The sequence below is a fragment of the Bradyrhizobium sp. CCBAU 11430 genome (assembly GCF_028128855.1).
Taxonomy (GTDB): domain Bacteria; phylum Pseudomonadota; class Alphaproteobacteria; order Rhizobiales; family Xanthobacteraceae; genus Bradyrhizobium; species Bradyrhizobium ottawaense.
In genome coordinates, this window is record NZ_LBJV01000051.1 from 59,745 (window position 1) to 78,773 (window position 19,029).

The following is a 19,029-nucleotide window of genomic DNA, read 5'->3' on the forward strand; positions in this document are numbered from 1 at the left end:
CACGAAACGCTAACTCGAAATTAAGGGGACGGAAACGGCAGCCTTGGCATACTGATCTTCATTGCTAAACGTTGCGCGCATGATGGAACGGCTCGACACACGGCTCGACTCCTGGAAACTCGCCCTTGAACGCCTGCGGTCGGCGCAATCGGCCGATTGGGCCGAGGCGGGCCGGCTCGTGGCCGAGATCGCGCGGACGAGCGTCGATGCCACGCTGCGCCAGGCCGCCGAGCAGGCGCTTCCGGTGCTGCGCCAGGCGGTCGAGAATGACGATCACGGCGTCACGCTGGCGGCCCAGCGCCGCATCGGCGTCGTTCTCGAAGTCGTTCATGATCTGACCGCGCCGCGCTTCGGCCGGCGCAACGCCACGCCGAAACAGCTGTCCAGCGAGGATCGTGCCCGCAAGATGCTCGGCCTGCCGCTCGCGGTGCAGCTCACCTGCGAGGACATCAACCAGGCCTATCGCCGCGCCGCCAAGGGCATGCATCCCGACCACGGCGGCAGCACGCAAGCCTTCATCGACCTCGCCGCCGCGCGCGACGTCCTGATCCATCCCGGCGCGCACAAGGACGCGTGAGGTGCTCGACGATATCTCGTAGGGTGGACAAAGGCGCCAAGCGCCGTGCCCACCATCTTCGTGGTGGATGGAAACGGTGGGCACGCTTGCGCTTTGCCCACCCTGCGACATCTCGAAGAGAAACGGGCAAGAACGCATGCCCGCGTCCTTGCCCGCTCTTCGTCCGCCGATCGAAATCTTACCAGGTGCACTGGCCGTTCTTCAGCGCGGCGTCCTTCACGGCGAGTGCGTCGATGAACGTCGGCACGGTTGCGCTGGCGCGATGATAGCCGGCCGGCCACGGCGTGGTCGGGATGCTCTCGTCCCAGATCTGGCAGAGGCCGGTGTCCTGCCAGCGGATCAGGTGATAGCTGGCTTCCGCTGGGTTCGCCGCGACGAAGGCGGTGACGGCAAGACCGGCGGCAGCGCACAGCACGGAAATACGACGCATGATCAGCTCCTCAAATGAATGATGTGATGCGCCTCCCGGCAATGCGGGGAGGGCTGGTGCCGGACGCTGGGGATGCGCCCCGGACAAGATGTGAGTAGTTCCGCAGGCCGGTCAGGTTCAAAGCGCGCGAGCGGGACATGGCTGATTTCGGCCGGAAAACGCGCGGTCCCGCAAAAGAAGAAGGCGGATCGCTCGCGCGACCCGCCCTCCAAATCCGGTCCGTTGCAAAAGCTCAGAGCGTGCAGCGGCGCTCGGCGCGCATCTTGATCTGGACGTCGGAAGCGGCCTGGAAGGTCGGGAGCGGCTTGCTGACGACCTTGTAGGTCGACACGCCCCATTGGAACGGCTTGTACTTCAGGTCCTCGTTCCAGACCTGGCAGATGCCGGTGTTGTCCCAGCGGATCACGTAATAGCCGACCGCCGCCGAGGCCGGCACGGCGAACACAGAGGTGGCGATGCCGGCAACGGCACAGAGGGCGAGAACGCGACGCATGAAATATCTCCTTGTGGGGAAGTGGGACGCAAAAATTCGTGCGGTAAAAGCAGGTCCTTTGCAAGCCGGGGAGCTGCCGTTCACGGACATGTCAGCTGTTCCCCAAGCATTTGGTTCGGCCGCGTGCCCGGCAAGCCACACGCTCAGTGGCTCACTTCGCCAGCGACGCCACCGCCTCGATCTCGATCAGCATCCTCGGGTCGGGCAGGGCGTGAACCACGCAGGTGGTGCGCGCCGGATAGGGCGGCGGGCCGAAGGCGCCGGCATAGAGCGCATTCATGGCGGCGACGTCGGAGGCGCGGGTCAAGAGGACGTTGACCTTGACGAGGTCGCGGACACCGGCGCCGGCCTCGCCCAGCACGCGCTTGATGTTGACGACGACATTGGCGAACTGCGCCTCGAAACCGTCGGGCAGCGCACCATTGGCATCGAAGCCGGGAATGCCGGAGACGAACAGGAGATCACCGACGCGCGTCGCAAAGGACAGCGGCGGCGCCTTCACGTGCGGCGGGGGCGCGAAATGCTGGATCGGCATGGCATCACCTCGAATGCAGGAACGGGCGCGTAGCCCGCATGAGCGTAGCGACATGCGGGAGACTTGCAATCGGGTTGCGGAGACCGGCAAGAACAAAAACGCGAAAACAACCCCATGCACAGTAGAGATCATGTGGAGATCATTGAGTTTTTACAATTCGGTAAAGGATAAACCTCCAAGTTGCTCCGTCGGGCAAGACAGGGGCGGAATGGGATGATGGAGATGCGCGACTTTGTGCCCGAACCTCCGCCGTCAGGCCCCGGCTTGACCGGGGCATCCATTGCGCCGCGGCCTCTCGGCGCAGTCACCGCCGCCTCTGGAATACTGGATCGCCCGGTTGGATGTTTGGACCGGGCGATGACGGTTGAGTGCGACGCCGCGCCTTGCGTCTCATGGCAGCCCCATCATTTTGCCGCCGCGATCCATCGGATAGATTCGCTGCGTCTGATTCGAATCCCTCCTTGAAAAATAGCCCCCGGAGATATCCATGAAGATCGCATCCACCTTCCGCGCCGCGCTGGTCGCCATTGCCGCCCTGGCCGGGCTCTCGACCTCGGCGATGGCCGACGGCGGCACCGTGGTGCTGACGATCTACAAGGCGGGCTGGATCATCGGCGGCTCCGGCGGTTCCGGCGTGCTCAACTTCCGCGGCCGCTCCTATGGGCTGTCCACCGGCGGGCTCGACTACGGTCTCGTCTTCGGCGGTTCCAAGACGGTGCTGCGCGGCCGCGTCTCCAACATCAATCGTCCCTCCGATGTCGCCGGCGTTTACGGCGCCGCCGGTGCCGGCCTTGCCGTCGGCCGCGGCGCCCGCGCCATCGTGCTCACCAACCAGAAGGGCGCCGTGCTGGAATTGACCGGCACCCAGGTGGGATTGATGGCGAATGCGGATCTCAGCGGCCTCGCGATCACGATGCGGTAGAGCAGGGTGCCGCCGTAGGGTGGGTTAGACCCTTGGCGTAACCCACCACTTCTGTCACCGCGGAAGGAGAAGAGGTGGGTTACGCGCATCGGCCCGCGCTTCGCGCAGCCGCTGCGCTAACCCACCCTACGATTTTCCGATCGCCGCATGAATCCGCTCGCAATGCGCGACGAGATTCTTCTGCGCATCGACGAACGCCTTCAGCGGCGTCGGGATCGGAAAATAATAGATGTTCGCGACGAAGCCGTAGATGCCGGCATCGACGCTCGTTGGCGCGGCGCCGTGCACGAAGCCCGCGGCGGGCACGATTTCGGCCAGCACCTGCAAATCGGCGAGCCCGCGCGCGTAAGCCTGCTCCGGCGTGTAGCGGCCGATGCCCTGGTAATGATAGCGCTGCGCATTATACGCCTTCGCCTTCTCGAATCCTTCTGCACTCACTTGCGGATGTTGCGCGATGAAGCCGTCGCGGAACGCCGGATAATAGCGCTCGTCCTTCCAGCGCGAATACGACATCACCCAATAGAGATCGTCGAGCATGCGCGTGACGAGGAGATTGGTGCGGCGCTGCTCGCTCGAGAGCGCGGCATCGATCGTCAGGCGATATTTCGCGATCACATGCGCGATGATCGCCTCGCTGTCGCCGATGGCCTCACCGTCGTCGACGATGTAGGGCAGCTGCCCGCGCGGCGCGGCGGAGGCGTCGAAGATGTGCTCGTGCACGAGCGGCACGCCCGCGAGCTTGAGGAAGGCGTAGACCTTGAGGCCATAGCCGTTGTTGTCGGCAACGCCGAACAGTTGCGGGTAGGAATAGAGGGTCAGCATGGGCGGGCTCCCTTCCACCCGGAGTCGTATCGCCGCAGTGACAGGCTTGCAACAGTCCGGCGCCTTGTGGGCGGTGTCGTTCGATCGGAGGACGCGAGGTATCGCCCGTTCGCAGTATGGATTCGGCCTGAAATTATTGCGCCAGGGCCCCGACATGCGATGCTCACTGACCCGCCGAAACATGCCGGCATTGTCTTTCGGCGGCGCGCTTCTGGTCGGGCTCGCCTTTGCAGCATCGGCACAGGCTGCGGATATCGCGGTAAAGCCCTTCACCAAGGCGCCGCCGGTCGCGATCTCGTCGTGGACCGGCTTCTATGCCGGCCTCGGCCTCGGCTTCCGATCGACCGCCGCCGACCTCACCACCACATCGGTATTCGAGGACGGCATTCCCCGTGACATCAGCGATGCCGTCGTCAGTCAGCCGTTCGACGGCCCGGGCCTTCGCGTCAATCCCTATGCCGGCTTCAATTGACAGGTGGCGCCGAGCTGGGTCCTCGGCGTCGAAGGCGATGTGGGTTTTGGTCGCCAGACCACCATCCTCCAGGGGTTTCGCGCCTCGCCGCGGGCCGGCTCGTCCACCTTCCTCGTCGACAGCCTTGCGCTCACGGCCGGCTGGGATGCGAGCCTGCGCGGCCGCGCCGGCTATCTCCTGACGCCCGCGACAATGGCTTATGTGACGGGCGGACTTGCCTGGCAGCAATTCGACGTCACCTCGGTCTGTGTTGGCGCCACCTGCAACAATGCGCTGCCTGCCGTGGTGTCGAACTCCGCCACCAGAACCGGGTGGACGCTCGGGGGCGGCCTCGAGACCGCGCTGTGGGGCAACTGGCTGCTGCGCGCCGACTATCGCTACGCCGATTTCGGCACCACGCCGTTCACCATGGCACGCACCAGAAGCGGCGCGGGGCCCGCGCTGACGGTCGACAATTTCGACACCAGGCTGCGGACCCACACGGCGAGCGTCGGCCTCGCCTACAAGTTCGGTGCTCCCGTCACCGGCGCCGGTTCGCATCCGCTGCAAGCGCAGGCCGCCATGCTGCCATCCTGGACCGGTGCGTATCTCGGCCTTGGTCTCGGTGCGCGCGCCACGCGCACCGACCTGACCGCGACATCGGAGACGATCGGCGGCTTTGCGTTCGACCTCGCAGAGCGCGCCAACAACCGGCCGATGGACAACACCGCGTTCCGCGCCAGCCCTTATGCCGGTTATCTCTGGCAGCTCGCCTCGCAATGGACCGCCGGCGTGTAGGGCGATTTTGGTTTTGCCGACCGCACCACCGTGCGCGAAGGTTTTACCAGCGTCCATCTCGCCGACTCCCAGGCGCGCGGCGAGAGCCTTTCGATCCGCAGCCGCTGGGACGCATCCTTGCGCGCGCGCGCCGGCTATCTCGTCAACCCCCACACCATGCTCTATGCCACCGCCGGCGCGGCGTGGCAGAACTTCGAATTGACCTCGACCTGCACCAGCCGCAATTGCAGCGGCTTCTTCGCGCTGTCGTCGCCGATCATCAATTCGTCGACCACGAAGATGGGCTGGACGCTCGGTGGCGGCCTGGAGACAGTCGTGTGGGGCAACTGGCTCGCGCGCGCCGAATACCGCTATGCCGATTACGGCAAGGCCGGCTTCACCGTCGCACGGTCGAGCGGCCGGGCCGAGTTTGATCCGTCCGTCAACACCTACGACGTCGCGATGCGGGCGCATCTGGCGACGTTCGCCATGACGTATCGGTTTCAGTGAGGCGGCGCGAGACGGTCGCAGGATTATGCCGAGGGACATTCGCGCAGCCCGGGGCTAATCCACCCTACGACTGTGATGCAGCCTTGAACACCGCCAGCTGCGCGTCGAACGCGCGCCGGAACGCCGGCCGCGCTTCACCGCGCGCGACATAGGCGGCGATGTCAGGATATTCGTCCAGCAGGCCGGATGTGTTCAGCCGCCGCAGCACCGTCACCATCATGAGGTCGCCGGCGCTGAAGGCGCCGTCGAGCCAGTCGGCTTGGCCGAGCCGGCGGGACAGTTCGCCGAGCCTGGTCCGAACGCGATCCTGGAGCATCGGCAGCCGCTCCGCGTACCAGCTCCTGTCGCGCTCGAACAGCATGGCCATGGTGAGCTCGACGATCGGCGGCTCCACCGTGCTCAGCGCGGCGAACATCCACGCGATCGCGCGGGCGCGGGCATCGGCGTCTTTCGGCAGCAACCCGTCGTCGCGCTCAGCGATATGCAGCACGATCGCGCCGGACTCGAACAGCGCGAGATCGCCGTCCTCATAGGTCGGGATCTGCCCGAACGGATGCAGCGCAAGATGCGCCGGCTGCTTCATCGCCGCGAACGAGACGAGGCGGACGTCGTAGGGCTGGCCGACCTCCTCCAGCGCCCAGCGAACCCGCATGTCGCGCGCTTGGCCCCGGCCGCGGTCGGGGGAGCTTTCGAAGGCAGTGATGGTGGGGGGCATAAGTGGCTCCATGTGGCGCGCGTTTGGTTCGAGGACGAACGGGCAGCGCGGATTCCGACAACGGTTCGTTCCTTCTCCCGCGTGTAGCCAAACAAACGGTGTCGTCCCGGCGAACGCCGGGACCCATACCGCGTGATTTATCTGTTGCGGTTGGTCCCCTTCCCGAAACGAACAGTCTTCGCCAAACCCCTCCCTGTGGTTATGGGTCCCGGCGTTCGCCGGGACGACGGCGGAGTGTGACGCGCCGTTGTCAGCTCACCTCACGACCAATCCACGCCGCCAACTCGCGCCACGGCTCCAGAGTCCAACTCCCCGACGCAGCACCGGACGGCGAGGGCAGCACAAAAATCTCCGGCAAGCTTGCATCGCGCGGCTGCCGCCCCAGCGAAATCGCAGCCGATGCCCTGCCGTAAAACAAGCTCGCCGCCTTCTTGCTGGTGAACGCAATCGTCCGCGGCCGATACTTGTCCATCTTCGCCCTGAAGCCTGATACGTCGATCGTCTCCGCCGCGATCTGGTGATCCATCCCGGCGCCCGACTTGGAGAGATCGGTGAAGCCGATGCCGAGCGCGATCAGCGATGCGAACTCGCTTGGCTGATACCGCCGCGGCGTGATCCCGGCCTCATGGATCGCGCGCCAGAAGCGGTTGCCGGGATGGGCGTAGTAGTGCCCGACCGCGGCCGAGCGCGTCGAGGCGGCGGTGCCGACGAAGACGAGACGGAGGTTGGGGCGGAGTTGGTCGGGGAGGCGGTGGGGGGGGTGCGTTCGACACGTCAGACATCCGCGGCTGTAGCTCGCATGAGGGAAGAGATATGCGGGACGACAATGACCTCGGATGTCGCTACTCTTATCCGAGCTAAGCTTGCTAGCGGTGAATTTGAGATGGCGATTGGTTTCACCCAACACCTTGATTTTAGCCCCATCATTGGATGGGAGCTCTATCAAGTGACGATCGACAAGTATCATATTATGTTTTGGTTCGAGAATGAGCATGCTTTGCTGAATGTGGCGGACCGTCTCTCATTCAAGTCCTCCGATGGCGCAGTCGATTTCTCTTACGATATCTACGGCACTCAAAAATCTCTGAATGTCGATCGCATTCTGCGGATTAAAGTTGCCGAGGCGCGAATTGTCAGTAAGGACCAGCTCGATTTGGTGTTTGAAAATGGAGACGTTCTGTCGATCTACGATAATCCGGAATTCAGATCCTGGTGGTTTCTCGGGGGGGCGCCAAAACGACCCGATTAAGCACAGGACGAGTTGGTCATTTCAAATCGGGGATCTAGAGTTGGAGGATCTCACGGAGCAAGAGTACCAAGATCGACGCATCTAACGAGTCTCAAACTCTCTAACTCTGATACCGGACCCTTGCTCTCCAGTGCGCCGTTGGATCGTTCTGTGCCAAATGAAAGAGGCCAGGCTTTCGCCCGGCCTCTACGCGTCCGCGGATTACCGGATCGGCTTCCAGCGAAATTATGGGAGCGTGGCGGCTTTCCCTCACAGCACCCGATTGCTCTCCTTCACCTTCTCCGCATCCAGATAAACGCTGCTCCCCATCTCCTTGAACTTCGCGCTCATCTTCGCCATGCCGTCCTCGGCGGTGCCCTGCATCGACATGCCCACGCTGTTCGGGTCGTTCAGCGTCGCCGCGTAGTCCCGCACGTCCTGGGTGATCTTCATTGAGCAGAACTTTGGTCCGCACATCGAACAGAAATGGGCGACCTTGTGGGCTTCCTTCGGCAGGGTCTCATCGTGGAAGTTCTTGGCGGTGTCCGGATCGAGGCCGAGGTTGAACTGGTCGCTCCAGCGGAAGTCGAACCTCGCGCGGGAGAGGGCGTCGTCGCGGAGTTGCGCCGCCGGGTGGCCCTTGGCGAGATCGGAGGCGTGAGCTGCGATCTTGTAGGTGATGACGCCGGTCTTGACGTCGTTACGATCGGGCAGGCCGAGATGCTCCTTCGGCGTGACGTAGCAGAGCATGGCGCAGCCGAACCAGCCGATCATGGCGGCGCCGATGCCTGAGGTGATGTGGTCGTAGCCCGGCGCGATGTCGGTGGTCAGGGGCCCGAGGGTGTAGAACGGCGCCTCGCCGCACTCCTTGAGCTGCTTGTCCATGTTGATCTTGATCTTGTGCATCGGCACGTGGCCGGGGCCTTCGATCATGACCTGGCAGCCCTTGTCCCATGCGATTTTTGTCAATTCGCCGAGCGTTTCGAGCTCGGCGAACTGCGCGCGGTCGTTGGCGTCCGCGATCGAGCCCGGGCGCAGGCCGTCGCCGAGCGAGAACGAGACGTCATACTTGCGCATGAGGTCGCAGATCTCGTCGAAATGCGTATAGAGGAAGCTCTCCTTGTGATGCGCCAGGCACCACTTCGCCATGATCGAGCCGCCGCGCGAGACGATGCCGGTGACGCGGCTCGCGGTGAGATGGATGTAGGACAGGCGCACGCCGGCGTGGATGGTGAAATAGTCGACGCCCTGCTCGCACTGCTCGATCAAGGTGTCCTTGTAGAGCTCCCAGGTCAGCTTGACCGGATCGCCGTTGCACTTCTCCAGCGCCTGGTAGATCGGCACGGTGCCGATCGGCACCGGCGAGTTGCGCAGGATCCATTCGCGGGTGGTGTGGATGTTGCGGCCGGTCGAGAGGTCCATCACGGTGTCGGCGCCCCAGCGGATCGCCCACACCATCTTCTCGACCTCTTCCTCGACCGACGACGTCACCGCGGAGTTGCCGATATTGGCGTTGATCTTGGTGAGGAAGTTGCGGCCGATGATCATCGGCTCGAGCTCGGAATGGTTGATGTTGGAGGGGATGATGGCGCGGCCGCGCGCGATCTCGTCGCGCACGAACTCCGGGGTAATGAAGGCAGGCACCGAGGCGCCGAAGCTTTCGCCGTCGGCGAGGGCGGCTTCCGCGCGCTCGAGCTGCTGCTTGCGGCCGAGGTTTTCGCGCGCGGCGACGTAGATCATCTCCTTGGTGATGATGCCGGCGCGGGCGAATTCGAGCTGCGTGATCTTGTGGCCGGGAAGGCCCCGCAGCGGCTGGTGATAGGCGCTGAAGGCGCGCGCGGCGTTGTCGGTGGAGACGCTGCCATTGTCCTCCGGCTTGATCTGCCGGCCCTGATATTCCTCGACGCCGCCACGCTCCAGCACCCAGGCTTTGCGGTTGCGGGCAAGGCCGGCGTTGACGTCGATGGTGACGCTCGGATCGGTGTAGGGGCCGGAGGTGTCGTAGACCGGCAGGTTCGGCTCGCCGGCGCCTTCCGACAGGATGATCTCGCGCAGCGGTACGCGCAGGTCGGGCGCGGCGTCGGGGGAGGCGAAGATCTTTCGCGAGGAGGGAAGGGGGCCGGTGGTGACGGCGGGGATGGTTTTTTCGGGGTTGGAGCGGATGTTCATGGGGATCCTCCGGTTTAATTCGTTGATGTCGCTGTGCGAGAGGCAATTACCGCTGTCATCCCCGCGAAGGCGGGGATCCAGTAGTCCGCGGCGGTGCGCTGGAGCCGAGAAGCCGCGGCGTACTGGATCGCCCGGTCAAGCCGGGCGATGACAGCGGAGTGTGGGGTGAGAGCGGAGCGCACATCACGCAGCCTCCGTGGACAGGCCAAGCCATTGCCGCACGCGGGCATCGGGGTCGGCGTTTTGCGTCACGTCGGACACCACCGCGATAGAATCCGCGCCCGCCGCAAAGATCTCCGCGGCTTGCTCGAACTTGATGCCGCCGATCGCGACCAGCGGAATGGTGCCGATGCGCTTCTTCCACTCCGTGATCTTCGGAATGCCCTGCGGCTCGAAACGCATCGATTTGAGCGTGGTGAAGAAGATCGGGCCGAGCGCGACGTAGTCGGGCTTTGCCTTGAGTGCGGTTTCAAGCTCGGCATCGTCATGGGTGGAGATGCCGAGCGAGAGGCCGGCTTCGCGGATGGACTTGAGGTCGGCTTCCACCAGATCCTCCTGACCGAGATGCAGGTACTTCGCGCCGGCGACGACGGCGGCGCGCCAATAGTCGTTCACGACCAGCTTGGCTTGCGTGTCCTTGGTGATCGCCAGCGCGTCGGTGACGATCTGCAGCGCGTCGGCGTCGTTGAGCTCCTTGGCGCGCAGCTGGATGGTGCCGACGCCAAGCTTTGTCAGCCGCTCGACCCATTTGAGGCTGTCGACGACGGGATAAAATCGATCAGGATACGGCATGCCAGAACGGAGTCCCAACGACAGGGGTGGAGGGGGAGGCGAAGTCGCGGGCGTTCATCAGCCCGGCTTCATAAGCGGTGCGGCCGGCATCGCAGCCGAGGCGGAAGGCTTTTGCCATCGCGACGGGATCGGCGGCTTTTGCAATTGCGGTGTTGAGCAGCACGGCGTCATAGCCGAGCTCGAGCGCCTGCGCCGCGTGGCTGGGAGCGCCGAGGCCGGCGTCGACCACCAGCGTGATATCGGGCAGGCGCTCGCGCAGCAGCTTCAACGCGTCGCGATTGGTGATGCCCTTGGCGCTGCCGATGGGAGCGGCCCACGGCATCACCACCTTGCAGCCGGCATCGACCAGGCGGTTGGCGACCGAGAGATCCTCGGTGCAATAGGGGAACACTTCAAAGCCGTCCTTGATCAGGATGCTTGCTGCTTCGACGAGGCCAACGACATCGGGCTGCAGCGTGTCGTTGTCGGCGATGACTTCGAGCTTGATCCAGCTCGTGCCGAACAATTCGCGGGCGAGCTTTGCCGTGGTCACGGCCTCGCGCACGCTGCGGCATCCCGCGGTGTTCGGCAGCACCGTGACATCGAGCTCCCGGATCAGATTCCAGAACGCGTCCCCGGTCTTGCCGCCGGCGGATTCGCGCCGCAGCGACACCGTGACGATGTTCGAGCCGGAGGCGCGGATCGCTTCCTGCATGATCGCCGGCGAGGGGTAGAGCGCGCTGCCGATCAGCAGGCGGGAGGCGAAAGTCTTGCCGTAGAAGGTCACCATGTTGACGGTGTCTCCTCAAATGCAGTTGTCATCCCCGCGAAGGCGGGGATCCATACCGCGTGATTTCTCCTGGGGCACGCGGGGAGAGACCGAGCTTCATAACCGCTCCGTGTGGTTATGGGTCCCCGCGTTCGCGGGGACGACGCGAGGATAGAGCGTGCCACCATCACCTCACCCTCCCTGCCGCGGCGTGATGATCTCGATCTCGTCGCCGGCCTTCAGTGCCGTCTCGGCCCAGCGGCTTTTCGGCACGACGTCGTAGTTGAGCGCGATCGCGAAATGCGTGCCCTCGTAGTCGAGCTCCGAGAGCAGCGCATCGACGCTTCCCGAAGTCACCTCGCGCTGCTCGCCGTTGACGATCAAACGCATTGCATCACCTCGTTGTCGATCTGGCCGCGCTCGACATAGGCAAGCGTCAGCTCGGCGAGCGCCGGCGCGATCAGGAAGCCGTGGCGATAGAGGCCGTTGACGGAGATCGTCTTGCCGCGAATGCCGATGCGCGGCAGATTGTCGGGATAGGCGGGACGAAGCCCGGAGCCGAATTCGACGATGCGGGCTTCGCCGAACGCCGGGTGCACGGCGTAGGCGGCGCCCAAAAGCTCCAGCGCGGAGCGGACGCTGACGCCGGTGTCCTCGGCCTCGATCGAGGTCGCGCCCAGCATGAACAGATTGTCCTCGCGCGGGATCACGTAGAGCGGCCAGCGCGGATGCATCAGCCGCACCGGGCGCGCAAGCTGCACTTCGCTGGTCTCGATCAGGATCATCTCGCCCTTGACGCCGCGAAGCTCGCTCTGCTCGTCGCGGGCGCCAAGGCCCCGGCAGTCGATCACGATGCCGTCGAGATCCCCGGCTGCGACGTCGCTGGAGAACTTGATGGTGCCGCCGGCGGCGCGGATGCGCTCGTGCAGCTGCGGCAGCACGCGGCGCGGCTCGACATGGCCCTCGGCCGGGAAGAACAGCGCGTCGCGGAAGCGGCCTTCCAGCGATGGCTCGAGCGCGGCGAGGCCTGAGGCATCGACCCGGCGGTGGTCCTCGGTCATGCGCGCAAAGCGCTCGAAGTCGCTGCGTTCGCGCGGATGGGCGACGACCAGCGAGCCGTTGAACGGCGTATCGGGCAGCTCGCGCCGCCAGAGGTCGAGCGAGCGCAGCCCCAGGCGGCTGATGATGGGTTCGGCGACCTCGGCCTCGCAATAGGGCGCGAGCATGCCGCCGGCCCAATGGCTGGTGGCGTCCGTCATCGCCTCGTCACCGCGCTCGTGCAAGGTCACGGCATGGCCGGCCTGCGCGAACAGCAGGGCTTGCCAGGCACCCGCGATGCCTGCGCCGATGATGGATACCGGTGAGTCCGGTCGCTTGGTCGTTTGCAACATCCCTGTCCCTTCGCCGGCATGACCCGGATCAGGTTCAAAGGGTCACCGCGGTCCTGGGCGGTATTGCCCATTTAGCGGTATCTCAGCTCCTCCTCGGAGCACCCCTCGGAACGGCTCTAATGTAGGACAGTGGGGCGGGGTGGTCAACGCGTGTTGACGGGAACTGCAGCCGTGCCCCGGACGCAGCGCATCACGCAGTGGTGCGCTGCTGAGCCGGGGCCCATGCTGATGCAGGGATGCGGGGTCCCGGCTCTGCGCAGCAACGCTTCGCGTCGCAGCGCGTCCGGGACATGGGAGTTATTTCAGCGCCTGCGCCCGAGCGTTGCGAACGCGCTGGGCCAGCTTCTTATGCGGGACGCTGCCGAACATCGGCTGCGGGTTGCCGTTCGGCTCGAGCCAGGGTTGGCCCATATTGCCCATATTGGTAACGCCCATATTGGCGATCTGCACGGTCTCCTGCCGCTGCCGCTTGGCGGCGTAGTAATAGCCGCCGGCGAAATAACGCACGGCCCGGGCGTGGTCGCCATTGGCGGCGCGATAGGCGCCGGCGAGATATTTCACGGCATAGGTGAGGTTGGTGTCGGGATCGCGCAGACCGGCGGCGTCGCCGGTGTAGCCGACCCCGCGGGCGGTCGCGAGCTTGATCTGCATCAGCCCGATGGTGCCGCCGCGGCCGACGAGGTGTGGCTGGTAGCGGCTCTCGCGCATGATCACGCGATGCACCAGCGCTTCCGGCACGCCGTTGGCGCGGGCATGAGCCGCGACCATCTCGGCATATTCAGCTTCACCCGCGATTGCGGCCTGCGGCAATGTCAATCCGGCCGCGAGCAGCGCGGCAATGCGTAAAATTTTCATCAGATATCCCTGAGGTCCCCTAGAGTGACCTGCGCCCAGTCGTCGTTAGGCCTTCCGAACGCGGCGATGATGTGACCAAACGCCGCCATCGCCCGATTTTGCGGTGCCGAGCCGCTGTTACGACTCAAAGCTGGCGCAAGAGAGCTTCGGGGGCGGACGACCCCCGCTCGCGGCAGCACGCCTGTCTATTCGCGCGTGCCAGCGAAAGCGAGTAAGAAGACGCTGCAAATCGGGAGAGGTGCCATGACAAAATCAAACATGGCCAGGCTGTATGCCGGCGACATCCCCAGACAAAACCCCTGTGCCCAATGCGGCACGCCGATCCCGCAGCCTGACTGGATCGAGCCGGGTGAGGGGCGCGTCTCCTATCTCTGGAATTGCCACGCCTGCAATTATCGTTTCGAGGCCGTGGCCATCTTCGACGAGACCGCCATCGAGCACCCGCCGCTCGCGGCTTGAGTCAGGCGGCGAGCCGCGGCTGCTGCCAGAGCGGCAATTGCATCCGTACGATTAGTCCATGTGGGTTGCGGTCGTGCAGCGACAGCTCGCCGCCATGGGCGAGCGCGATAGCGCGCGCGATCGACAGGCCGAGCCCGAAGCCGGTGGATTCGTCCATGGTGCGCGCATCGTCGCCGCGCACGAACGGCTCGAGCATCTCCTGCTTGCGCGAATCTGAAATGCCGGGGCCGTCGTCCTCGACGTCGATGACGAGCGTGGTGCCCGAGATGTCGAGGCGGATCATCACCTCGGCGCCAAAGCGCACGGCGTTCTCGACCAGGTTGGTGACGCCGCGATGCAGATCGTCGGGCCGCGCGGCGGCGGTCACGGACGCCGGCCCGTCATAATGCACGACATGGCCCATGTCGCCGAACTGGTCGGCGACGAGCTGGAGCGTGCTGGCGATGTCGACCAGAGTGACCGCCTCGACCTTGCGGTCGTTGCGCAGCAGCGACAGCACCGATTCCAGCATCGCGCGCATCTGGTCGAGATCGACCAGCATCCGCTTGCGGTTGCCCTCGTCCTCGATGAATTCGGCGCGCAGGCGCAGCCGCGTGATCGGCGTGCGCAGATCGTGGCTGATCGCAGCGAGCATCCTGGTGCGATCCGACATCAGGCGGGCGATCCGCTCATGCATGCGGTTGAGCGCGCGCGCCACCGAGCGGATCTCTTCCGGGCCGCGCTCCGGCAGCGGCTCCGCCCCGCCATCGAGGCTGAAATTCTCTGCGGCCTTGGCGAAGGACGACAGCGGAGCCGCCAGCGCGCGCGCCGCCCACAGCCCGAGCACGCTGACGCAGATGAAAGCCGACATCAGCGCCATCAGCCACGGCGCGCCCCAAAACCATGGCCGCGGCCCGCCCTCGACATGCCCGGCGATCATGGTGCCGTCGGGCAACGCGACGCCGACGCGGGATACTGTGCCGTCCGAGGTCAGTTGGACCGCCCGGTAGCCGCGCCCGAGATGACGGCGCATCCCGCGCAGGTGCTGATTGTCGTTCTCCTCGACGCTTGCGGTGCCGGGCGCGAGCATTTCGATGCCGAGCTTGGGGAAGGCGCGCGCGAGATCGGCGACGAGGCGCGGACGCTCGCCGGCCTCGGCCGAGCCGAGCAGCAGCGCGGCATCGGTCAACTGATGCGCGCCGTCCGGCGGCGTGTCGGGGCGGTCGGGCCGGCTGATCAGGAAGGCGGTGGTGACGACGAGATGGAGCGCGACGGTCGAAGCCAGCACCAGCGCGGCGATCTGCCCGCCGATCCCCTTGAGGTGGAAGAATCCGAACGGCTTCATCGTCGGCGCCCCGCTTCAACTGCTCAGGGGCGCCGCAACCGCTTCAGTGCTCGCTGCTTGAGGGCTTGCTGCTTGAGGGCCTGCGACCTGCGTTCGCGGCGTGAACAGATAGCCGCCGGAGCGCACCGTCTTGATGAGGGTGGGATCGGCCGGATTGGGCTCGATCTTGCGGCGGATGCGGCTGACCAGCACGTCGATGGAGCGTTCGAACGATCCGGTGTTGCGGCCCTGCGTGAGGTCGAGCAGGCTGTCGCGTGACAGCACGCGGCCGGGCCGTTCGCAGAACGTGCGCAGGAGATCGAATTCGGCGCTGGTCACCGCGACGCGCGCGCCTTCCGGATTGCGCAGCTCGCGCAGCCGCAGGTCGATGTGCCAACCCTCGAAGGTGAGCGTGCTCGCGCCTTCGATCGAGCTTGCCGCTTGAGCCGCGGCCTGGCGGCGCAGCACCGCGTTGATGCGGGCGAGCAGCTCGCGCGGATTGAATGGTTTCGGCAGATAGTCGTCCGCACCCATCTCGAGGCCGACGATGCGGTCGACGTCTTCGCCGCGCGCGGTCAGCATGATGATCGGCGTCTGCGCCTCGGCACGCACCTTGCGGCACAGGCTCAGGCCGTCCTCGCCCGGCAGCATGACGTCGAGGATGATGAGGTCGACGCGGTGATCGGCCATGGCGCGCGACATCTCGCGGCCGTCGCTCACGGCGGTGACGTTGCAGGCGTTGTTGCGCAGGTACTTCGCAATCAACGTCCGGGTTTCGCGGTCGTCTTCGACGACCAGGATGTTGGGATTGGGAATGGCCATGCGCTTTGTTTGTCCAGGATTCGGGCCAAATGGCGAAGATCTTTGTTTCGGATTGTTTCTGGTTGGCTTCCCGCAACAGGCGGCAATCGCGCCGTCGCGAAAGGGCAAGGTCTCGTTAAGGCCGTTAACCATAGCGTGGCGTGGTCCGCGACGAAACCCCCGCAAAATCCAAGGAGCCATCATGACCTCGATTTCGGCGGCCTCCGCCGGCAACCACCAGTCGCCGCTTCAGCGGCTGCAGCAGGAATTGCAATCGGAAGTGTCCGCCGGCACGATCTCGTCTTCGGACCAGTCGGCGCTCTCGACGGCGCTGACCGACATCGACACGGCACTCCAGCAGAGCCGGTCGAGCGACCAGTCCAGCGGCACGCGCCCCTCCAAGGACGAGATGCAGTCGAAGATCGACGACCTCATCTCGAAAGAGGTGTCGAACGGCACGCTGACCTCGGACCAGGCCGAGGAGCTGAAGAACGTGTTTCAGTCCGCCTTCGCGAACGGTCCGGGCGGGGCGGGCGGCCCCGGTGGTGCAGGCGGACCTCCGCCCGGTCCGCCGCCGGACGACAGCTCTTCGGATTCGGCGTCGTCCACGGACTCGACCAGCAGTACCTCCAGCGACCAGACCACCGCCGAGATCCTCCAGCAGTTCCTGCAGGCGCTGCAGCAGTCGCAATCATCGAGCGCGTCCTACGGCGCCAACGGCGGCTCGTCCGGCAATTCCGACTTCTCCGCGCTTCTGATCGACTACAAGAGCTGACCCTGAGCGACGCGGGTCGGCGCGGGTCCTCGCCGCGATCGTGCTTCACCCAGGGCGCATGATCGTCGGCGGGGAACCGTGCGCCGCAAAATGTTCCTGGGTGACGCAGGAACAGTCCCTGCGAGGTTTGCGCGCTCGCGCATAGCGCGACGAAATTGCGGCGCGCACGGAACTGCGTGTGATCAGCGCTGTTTTCTCTACACGAGTTTTTCTGTGAAGGAGAGGACAACATGCTGACGAAATCCATCGCCGCCGGCCTCGCCGGCACCGCACTGCTTGCGACCGTGGCGTTCGCGCAATCGCCGACCGCCACCACCGACAAGGCGCCGACCGCGGCCACCGCGACGACGGCCACCACGACCGCTTCCGGCGAGTGGCGTACGTCGAAAATGTCGGGCCTGAAGGTCTATAACGAGGCCAACGAGAACATCGGCTCGATCAACGAGTTGCTGATGGACAAGAGCGGCAACGTCAAGATTGCCGTGATCGGCGTCGGCGGCTTCCTCGGCATGGGCGAGCATCTGGTCGCCGTGCCCTATGAGAAATTGAAGTTCGTCAACGAGGCCGTCGCCTATACCGGCACCGGCACGAACCCGGGCGCCAAGCCCGCCGCATCCACCACGACAGGCGCTGCGACCGGCACCGACAGGCCGGCCGCGACCACGACGTCGTCCACCTCGAAGTGGTATCCGGACCACGCTGTGTTCAATGCCAGCAAGGACGAGCTGAAGAACATGCCGGAGTTCAAGTACGCGGAGTAATGCAGGGAGTAATGCAGCCCGCGTAACTGCCTAAACGAAGCGCGCTCGGTTTTCGCCGGGCGTGCTGTCGTGTCTATTTCTTACCTCGTGCCGCTAGCGGGGCGAGGGAGACGGCTCTCAGTGCGTCACCAGCGGGCAGCCGCCCTTGTCGAGCGGGCGGAAGGCCTCGTCGCCGGGCACGGTGGCGATCAGCTTGTAGAGGTCCCACTCGCCCTTGGATTCCTCGGGCTTCTTGACCTCGAACAGATACATGTCGTGGACCATGCGGCCGTCGATGCGGATCTTGCCGTTCCTGGCGAAGAAGTCGTTGACCGGCGTGGCGCGCATCTGCGCCATCACCTTCGGCGCCTCGTCGCTCTTGATGGCGTCGATCGCCTTCAGATAGTGCATGGTCGCCGAGTAGAGCCCGGCCTGGATCATGGTCGGCATGTGGCCGACCTTCTCGTTGAAGCGCTTGGAGAAGGCGCGGGTCTCCTCGTTCATGTCCCAGTAGAAGGCGTCGGTGACGATCAGGCCTTGCGTCGCCTTGATGCCGAGCGAATGCGTGTCGGTGATCTCCTGCAGAAGCGCGATCATCTTCTGGCCGCCCTGCGTCAGGCCGAACTCGGACGCCTGCTTCAGTGCATTGGTGGTGTCGCCGCCGGCATTGGCCAATGCGACCACCTTGGCCTTGGAGGCCTGGGCCTGGAGCAGGAAGGAGGAGAAGTCCGACGAGTTGAGCGGATGGCGGACTTCGCCGAGCACCTTGCCGCCGCTCTCCCTGACAACGTTGGCGGCGTCGCGCTGCAGCGCCATGCCGAAGGCGTAGTCGGCGGTGACGAAGAACCAGCTGTCCTCGCCGCGTTTCACCATCGCCTTGCCGGCGACGTTCGACAGCGCATAGGTGTCGTAGGTCCAGTGCACGGTGTTGGGCGAGCAGGCGGTGCCGGTGATGTCGGACGAGCCGCCGCCGGAATTGATGTGGATCCGGTTCTTCTCGCGCGTCAGGGCCGAGACCGGCAACGCCACCGACGACGTCGGAACGTCGAAGATCGCGTCGACCTTGTCGTTGTCATACCAGTTGCGGGCGATGTTGACGCCGACGTCGGGCTTGTTCTGGTGATCGGCCGCGACCACGGCGACCGGCTTGCCGGCGGCCTTGGCGCCGTAATCGGCGACCGCCATCTCGACCGCGGCGAGCGAGCCCTTGCCGGTCGCGTCGGCATAGAGGCTCGACATGTCCGTGAGCACGCCGATCTTGACGACGTCGTCGGAAATCTGCGCCTGCGCCGTGCCGGACGTAGCGGCGAGGGCGAGACCGGCCGCGACGGCTGCGATGAGTTTTTGCATGGTTGTTCTTCTCCCTGTGTGTTGTTATTCGGGCTTTGTTGCGGGGACTGTTCTAGCGACAATCAGTCACGGCAGCTAAGCGGTGTGCGCCATAGCGGGATGCAAAAAGAGAAGGGGCGGGCGGTGTTCCCCTTCGCCTCTCTCCGCGAAGCAGGATCAGCGAGATCAGGATCGTAGGGTGGGCAA

24 protein-coding genes and 1 riboswitch are annotated in these 19,029 nt (G+C 65.0%); of the genes, 9 read left to right on the forward strand and 15 right to left on the reverse strand.

What is annotated here, in order from left to right; translation table 11 throughout:
• The first annotated feature begins 79 nt into the window (after nt 1-79).
• Nucleotides 80-577, forward strand: coding sequence for a molecular chaperone DnaJ (locus tag XI04_RS14300; protein WP_028145590.1), 498 nt, complete (start codon nt 80-82; stop codon nt 575-577).
• A gap of 178 nt (nt 578-755) precedes the next feature.
• On the opposite strand, the gene XI04_RS14305 is transcribed toward XI04_RS14300, so the two are convergent.
• The 3 genes from XI04_RS14305 to XI04_RS14315 form a co-directional block, all read right to left on the reverse strand.
• Nucleotides 756-1,007 (reverse strand): hypothetical protein, encoded by a 252-nt coding sequence (locus XI04_RS14305; RefSeq protein ID WP_028145589.1) that lies wholly within the window; start codon nt 1,005-1,007, stop codon nt 756-758.
• Nucleotides 1,008-1,239: 232 nt separating this feature from the next.
• On the reverse strand, nt 1,240-1,500 hold the full coding sequence (locus XI04_RS14310) for a hypothetical protein (RefSeq protein WP_028145588.1): 261 nt from the start codon (nt 1,498-1,500) through the stop codon (nt 1,240-1,242).
• Between the two features lie 151 nt (nt 1,501-1,651).
• Nucleotides 1,652-2,035, reverse strand: coding sequence for a RidA family protein (locus XI04_RS14315; protein WP_095426030.1), 384 nt, complete (start codon nt 2,033-2,035; stop codon nt 1,652-1,654).
• 487 nt (nt 2,036-2,522) lie between these two features.
• Between XI04_RS14315 and XI04_RS14320 the strand changes: the two genes are divergently transcribed.
• Nucleotides 2,523-2,957 carry a hypothetical protein gene (locus XI04_RS14320; RefSeq protein ID WP_028145586.1) on the forward strand — a complete coding sequence of 145 codons (435 nt, stop codon included), beginning with the start codon at nt 2,523-2,525 and terminating at the stop codon, nt 2,955-2,957.
• A gap of 126 nt (nt 2,958-3,083) precedes the next feature.
• Here the strand turns inward: XI04_RS14320 and XI04_RS14325 are convergent, their stop codons facing one another.
• Entirely contained in the window at nt 3,084-3,779 is a 696-nt protein-coding gene (locus XI04_RS14325; protein ID WP_028145585.1) for a glutathione S-transferase family protein, read from the reverse strand.
• A gap of 181 nt (nt 3,780-3,960) precedes the next feature.
• Here XI04_RS14325 and XI04_RS14330 point away from each other — a divergent pair, with 181 nt between their 5' ends.
• Genes XI04_RS14330 through XI04_RS14340 form a run of 3 tightly spaced genes read left to right on the forward strand, consistent with a single transcriptional unit; the run spans nt 3,961 to nt 5,517 of the window.
• On the forward strand, nt 3,961-4,251 hold the full coding sequence (locus tag XI04_RS14330; protein ID WP_271610694.1) for a hypothetical protein: 291 nt from the start codon (nt 3,961-3,963) through the stop codon (nt 4,249-4,251).
• Nucleotides 4,252-4,254: 3 nt separating this feature from the next.
• Nucleotides 4,255-5,028: an outer membrane protein gene (locus XI04_RS14335; RefSeq protein WP_271610693.1), complete on the forward strand. Its 774-nt coding sequence runs from the start codon at nt 4,255-4,257 to the stop codon at nt 5,026-5,028.
• Nucleotides 5,029-5,058: 30 nt separating this feature from the next.
• A complete protein-coding gene (locus tag XI04_RS14340; protein ID WP_245448729.1) occupies nt 5,059-5,517 on the forward strand; it encodes an outer membrane protein in 459 nt (152 codons plus the stop codon).
• Nucleotides 5,518-5,581: 64 nt separating this feature from the next.
• Here the strand turns inward: XI04_RS14340 and XI04_RS14345 are convergent, their stop codons facing one another.
• Nucleotides 5,582-6,232: a glutathione S-transferase family protein gene (locus XI04_RS14345; RefSeq protein WP_271610692.1), complete on the reverse strand. Its 651-nt coding sequence runs from the start codon at nt 6,230-6,232 to the stop codon at nt 5,582-5,584.
• A gap of 250 nt (nt 6,233-6,482) precedes the next feature.
• Nucleotides 6,483-7,010 (reverse strand): mismatch-specific DNA-glycosylase, encoded by a 528-nt coding sequence (locus XI04_RS14350; protein WP_271610696.1) that lies wholly within the window; start codon nt 7,008-7,010, stop codon nt 6,483-6,485.
• Between the two features lie 168 nt (nt 7,011-7,178).
• Here XI04_RS14350 and XI04_RS14355 point away from each other — a divergent pair, with 168 nt between their 5' ends.
• Nucleotides 7,179-7,481: a hypothetical protein gene (locus tag XI04_RS14355; RefSeq protein ID WP_271610691.1), complete on the forward strand. Its 303-nt coding sequence runs from the start codon at nt 7,179-7,181 to the stop codon at nt 7,479-7,481.
• 249 nt (nt 7,482-7,730) lie between these two features.
• On the opposite strand, the gene thiC is transcribed toward XI04_RS14355, so the two are convergent.
• From thiC to XI04_RS14385, 6 genes are all read right to left on the reverse strand, one after another.
• A complete protein-coding gene (thiC, locus tag XI04_RS14360) occupies nt 7,731-9,629 on the reverse strand; it encodes a phosphomethylpyrimidine synthase ThiC (RefSeq protein WP_271610690.1) in 1,899 nt (632 codons plus the stop codon).
• Between the two features lie 183 nt (nt 9,630-9,812).
• Nucleotides 9,813-10,421, reverse strand: a complete 609-nt coding sequence (locus XI04_RS14365) for a thiamine phosphate synthase (protein WP_271610689.1) — start codon at nt 10,419-10,421, stop codon at nt 9,813-9,815.
• Complete coding sequence (locus XI04_RS14370; RefSeq protein ID WP_271610688.1) at nt 10,408-11,190, reverse strand: thiazole synthase; 783 nt, start codon at nt 11,188-11,190, stop codon at nt 10,408-10,410. Before XI04_RS14370 ends, XI04_RS14365 begins: the two co-directional genes overlap by 14 nt.
• 171 nt (nt 11,191-11,361) lie before the next feature.
• Nucleotides 11,362-11,559, reverse strand: coding sequence for a sulfur carrier protein ThiS (thiS, locus tag XI04_RS14375; protein ID WP_028145578.1), 198 nt, complete (start codon nt 11,557-11,559; stop codon nt 11,362-11,364).
• Nucleotides 11,550-12,560, reverse strand: a complete 1,011-nt coding sequence (locus XI04_RS14380; protein ID WP_212475175.1) for an FAD-dependent oxidoreductase — start codon at nt 12,558-12,560, stop codon at nt 11,550-11,552. Before XI04_RS14380 ends, thiS begins: the two co-directional genes overlap by 10 nt.
• Nucleotides 12,548-12,676, reverse strand: a riboswitch (TPP riboswitch). Its footprint overlaps the gene before it by 13 nt.
• Nucleotides 12,677-12,857: 181 nt before the next feature.
• A complete protein-coding gene (locus XI04_RS14385; protein WP_271610687.1) occupies nt 12,858-13,415 on the reverse strand; it encodes a lytic transglycosylase domain-containing protein in 558 nt (185 codons plus the stop codon).
• Nucleotides 13,416-13,658: 243 nt separating this feature from the next.
• On the opposite strand from XI04_RS14385, the gene XI04_RS14390 reads away from it, so the two are divergent.
• A complete protein-coding gene (locus XI04_RS14390; protein ID WP_028145575.1) occupies nt 13,659-13,874 on the forward strand; it encodes a hypothetical protein in 216 nt (71 codons plus the stop codon).
• Nucleotide 13,875: 1 nt separating this feature from the next.
• On the opposite strand, the gene XI04_RS14395 is transcribed toward XI04_RS14390, so the two are convergent.
• Together XI04_RS14395 and XI04_RS14400 are read right to left on the reverse strand one after the other, a co-directional pair.
• The gene (locus tag XI04_RS14395; protein WP_271610686.1) at nt 13,876-15,198 is read right to left on the reverse strand and encodes an ATP-binding protein; all 1,323 of its coding nucleotides are present in this window, start codon (nt 15,196-15,198) and stop codon (nt 13,876-13,878) included.
• A gap of 15 nt (nt 15,199-15,213) precedes the next feature.
• Nucleotides 15,214-15,999, reverse strand: coding sequence for a response regulator (locus tag XI04_RS14400; RefSeq protein WP_028145573.1), 786 nt, complete (start codon nt 15,997-15,999; stop codon nt 15,214-15,216).
• A gap of 181 nt (nt 16,000-16,180) precedes the next feature.
• Here XI04_RS14400 and XI04_RS14405 point away from each other — a divergent pair, with 181 nt between their 5' ends.
• Both XI04_RS14405 and XI04_RS14410 read left to right on the forward strand, forming a co-directional pair.
• A complete protein-coding gene (locus tag XI04_RS14405) occupies nt 16,181-16,753 on the forward strand; it encodes a hypothetical protein (protein WP_271610685.1) in 573 nt (190 codons plus the stop codon).
• Nucleotides 16,754-16,983: 230 nt separating this feature from the next.
• On the forward strand, nt 16,984-17,514 hold the full coding sequence (locus tag XI04_RS14410) for a PRC-barrel domain-containing protein (RefSeq protein ID WP_018318630.1): 531 nt from the start codon (nt 16,984-16,986) through the stop codon (nt 17,512-17,514).
• Nucleotides 17,515-17,631: 117 nt separating this feature from the next.
• Here the strand turns inward: XI04_RS14410 and XI04_RS14415 are convergent, their stop codons facing one another.
• The gene (locus XI04_RS14415; protein ID WP_271610684.1) at nt 17,632-18,843 is read right to left on the reverse strand and encodes an ABC transporter substrate-binding protein; all 1,212 of its coding nucleotides are present in this window, start codon (nt 18,841-18,843) and stop codon (nt 17,632-17,634) included.
• Between the last annotated feature and the right edge of the window lie 186 nt (nt 18,844-19,029).

What these genes read in the sequence shown, in the direction of transcription:
- XI04_RS14300 (WP_028145590.1), top strand. Translation starts at nt 80, where the DNA reads ATGATGGAACGGCTCGACACACGGCTCGACTCCTGGAAACTCGCCCTT.
- XI04_RS14305 (WP_028145589.1), bottom strand. Translation starts at nt 1,007, where the DNA reads ATGCGTCGTATTTCCGTGCTGTGCGCTGCCGCCGGTCTTGCCGTCACC.
- XI04_RS14310 (WP_028145588.1), bottom strand. Translation starts at nt 1,500, where the DNA reads ATGCGTCGCGTTCTCGCCCTCTGTGCCGTTGCCGGCATCGCCACCTCT.
- XI04_RS14315 (WP_095426030.1), bottom strand. Translation starts at nt 2,035, where the DNA reads ATGCCGATCCAGCATTTCGCGCCCCCGCCGCACGTGAAGGCGCCGCCG.
- XI04_RS14320 (WP_028145586.1), top strand. Translation starts at nt 2,523, where the DNA reads ATGAAGATCGCATCCACCTTCCGCGCCGCGCTGGTCGCCATTGCCGCC.
- XI04_RS14325 (WP_028145585.1), bottom strand. Translation starts at nt 3,779, where the DNA reads ATGCTGACCCTCTATTCCTACCCGCAACTGTTCGGCGTTGCCGACAAC.
- XI04_RS14330 (WP_271610694.1), top strand. Translation starts at nt 3,961, where the DNA reads ATGCCGGCATTGTCTTTCGGCGGCGCGCTTCTGGTCGGGCTCGCCTTT.
- XI04_RS14345 (WP_271610692.1), bottom strand. Translation starts at nt 6,232, where the DNA reads ATGCCCCCCACCATCACTGCCTTCGAAAGCTCCCCCGACCGCGGCCGG.
- thiC (WP_271610690.1), bottom strand. Translation starts at nt 9,629, where the DNA reads ATGAACATCCGCTCCAACCCCGAAAAAACCATCCCCGCCGTCACCACC.
- XI04_RS14365 (WP_271610689.1), bottom strand. Translation starts at nt 10,421, where the DNA reads ATGCCGTATCCTGATCGATTTTATCCCGTCGTCGACAGCCTCAAATGG.
- XI04_RS14370 (WP_271610688.1), bottom strand. Translation starts at nt 11,190, where the DNA reads ATGGTGACCTTCTACGGCAAGACTTTCGCCTCCCGCCTGCTGATCGGC.
- thiS (WP_028145578.1), bottom strand. Translation starts at nt 11,559, where the DNA reads ATGCGTTTGATCGTCAACGGCGAGCAGCGCGAGGTGACTTCGGGAAGC.
- XI04_RS14380 (WP_212475175.1), bottom strand. Translation starts at nt 12,560, where the DNA reads ATGTTGCAAACGACCAAGCGACCGGACTCACCGGTATCCATCATCGGC.
- XI04_RS14385 (WP_271610687.1), bottom strand. Translation starts at nt 13,415, where the DNA reads ATGAAAATTTTACGCATTGCCGCGCTGCTCGCGGCCGGATTGACATTG.
- XI04_RS14390 (WP_028145575.1), top strand. Translation starts at nt 13,659, where the DNA reads ATGACAAAATCAAACATGGCCAGGCTGTATGCCGGCGACATCCCCAGA.
- XI04_RS14395 (WP_271610686.1), bottom strand. Translation starts at nt 15,198, where the DNA reads ATGAAGCCGTTCGGATTCTTCCACCTCAAGGGGATCGGCGGGCAGATC.
- XI04_RS14400 (WP_028145573.1), bottom strand. Translation starts at nt 15,999, where the DNA reads ATGGCCATTCCCAATCCCAACATCCTGGTCGTCGAAGACGACCGCGAA.
- XI04_RS14405 (WP_271610685.1), top strand. Translation starts at nt 16,181, where the DNA reads ATGACCTCGATTTCGGCGGCCTCCGCCGGCAACCACCAGTCGCCGCTT.
- XI04_RS14410 (WP_018318630.1), top strand. Translation starts at nt 16,984, where the DNA reads ATGCTGACGAAATCCATCGCCGCCGGCCTCGCCGGCACCGCACTGCTT.
- XI04_RS14415 (WP_271610684.1), bottom strand. Translation starts at nt 18,843, where the DNA reads ATGCAAAAACTCATCGCAGCCGTCGCGGCCGGTCTCGCCCTCGCCGCT.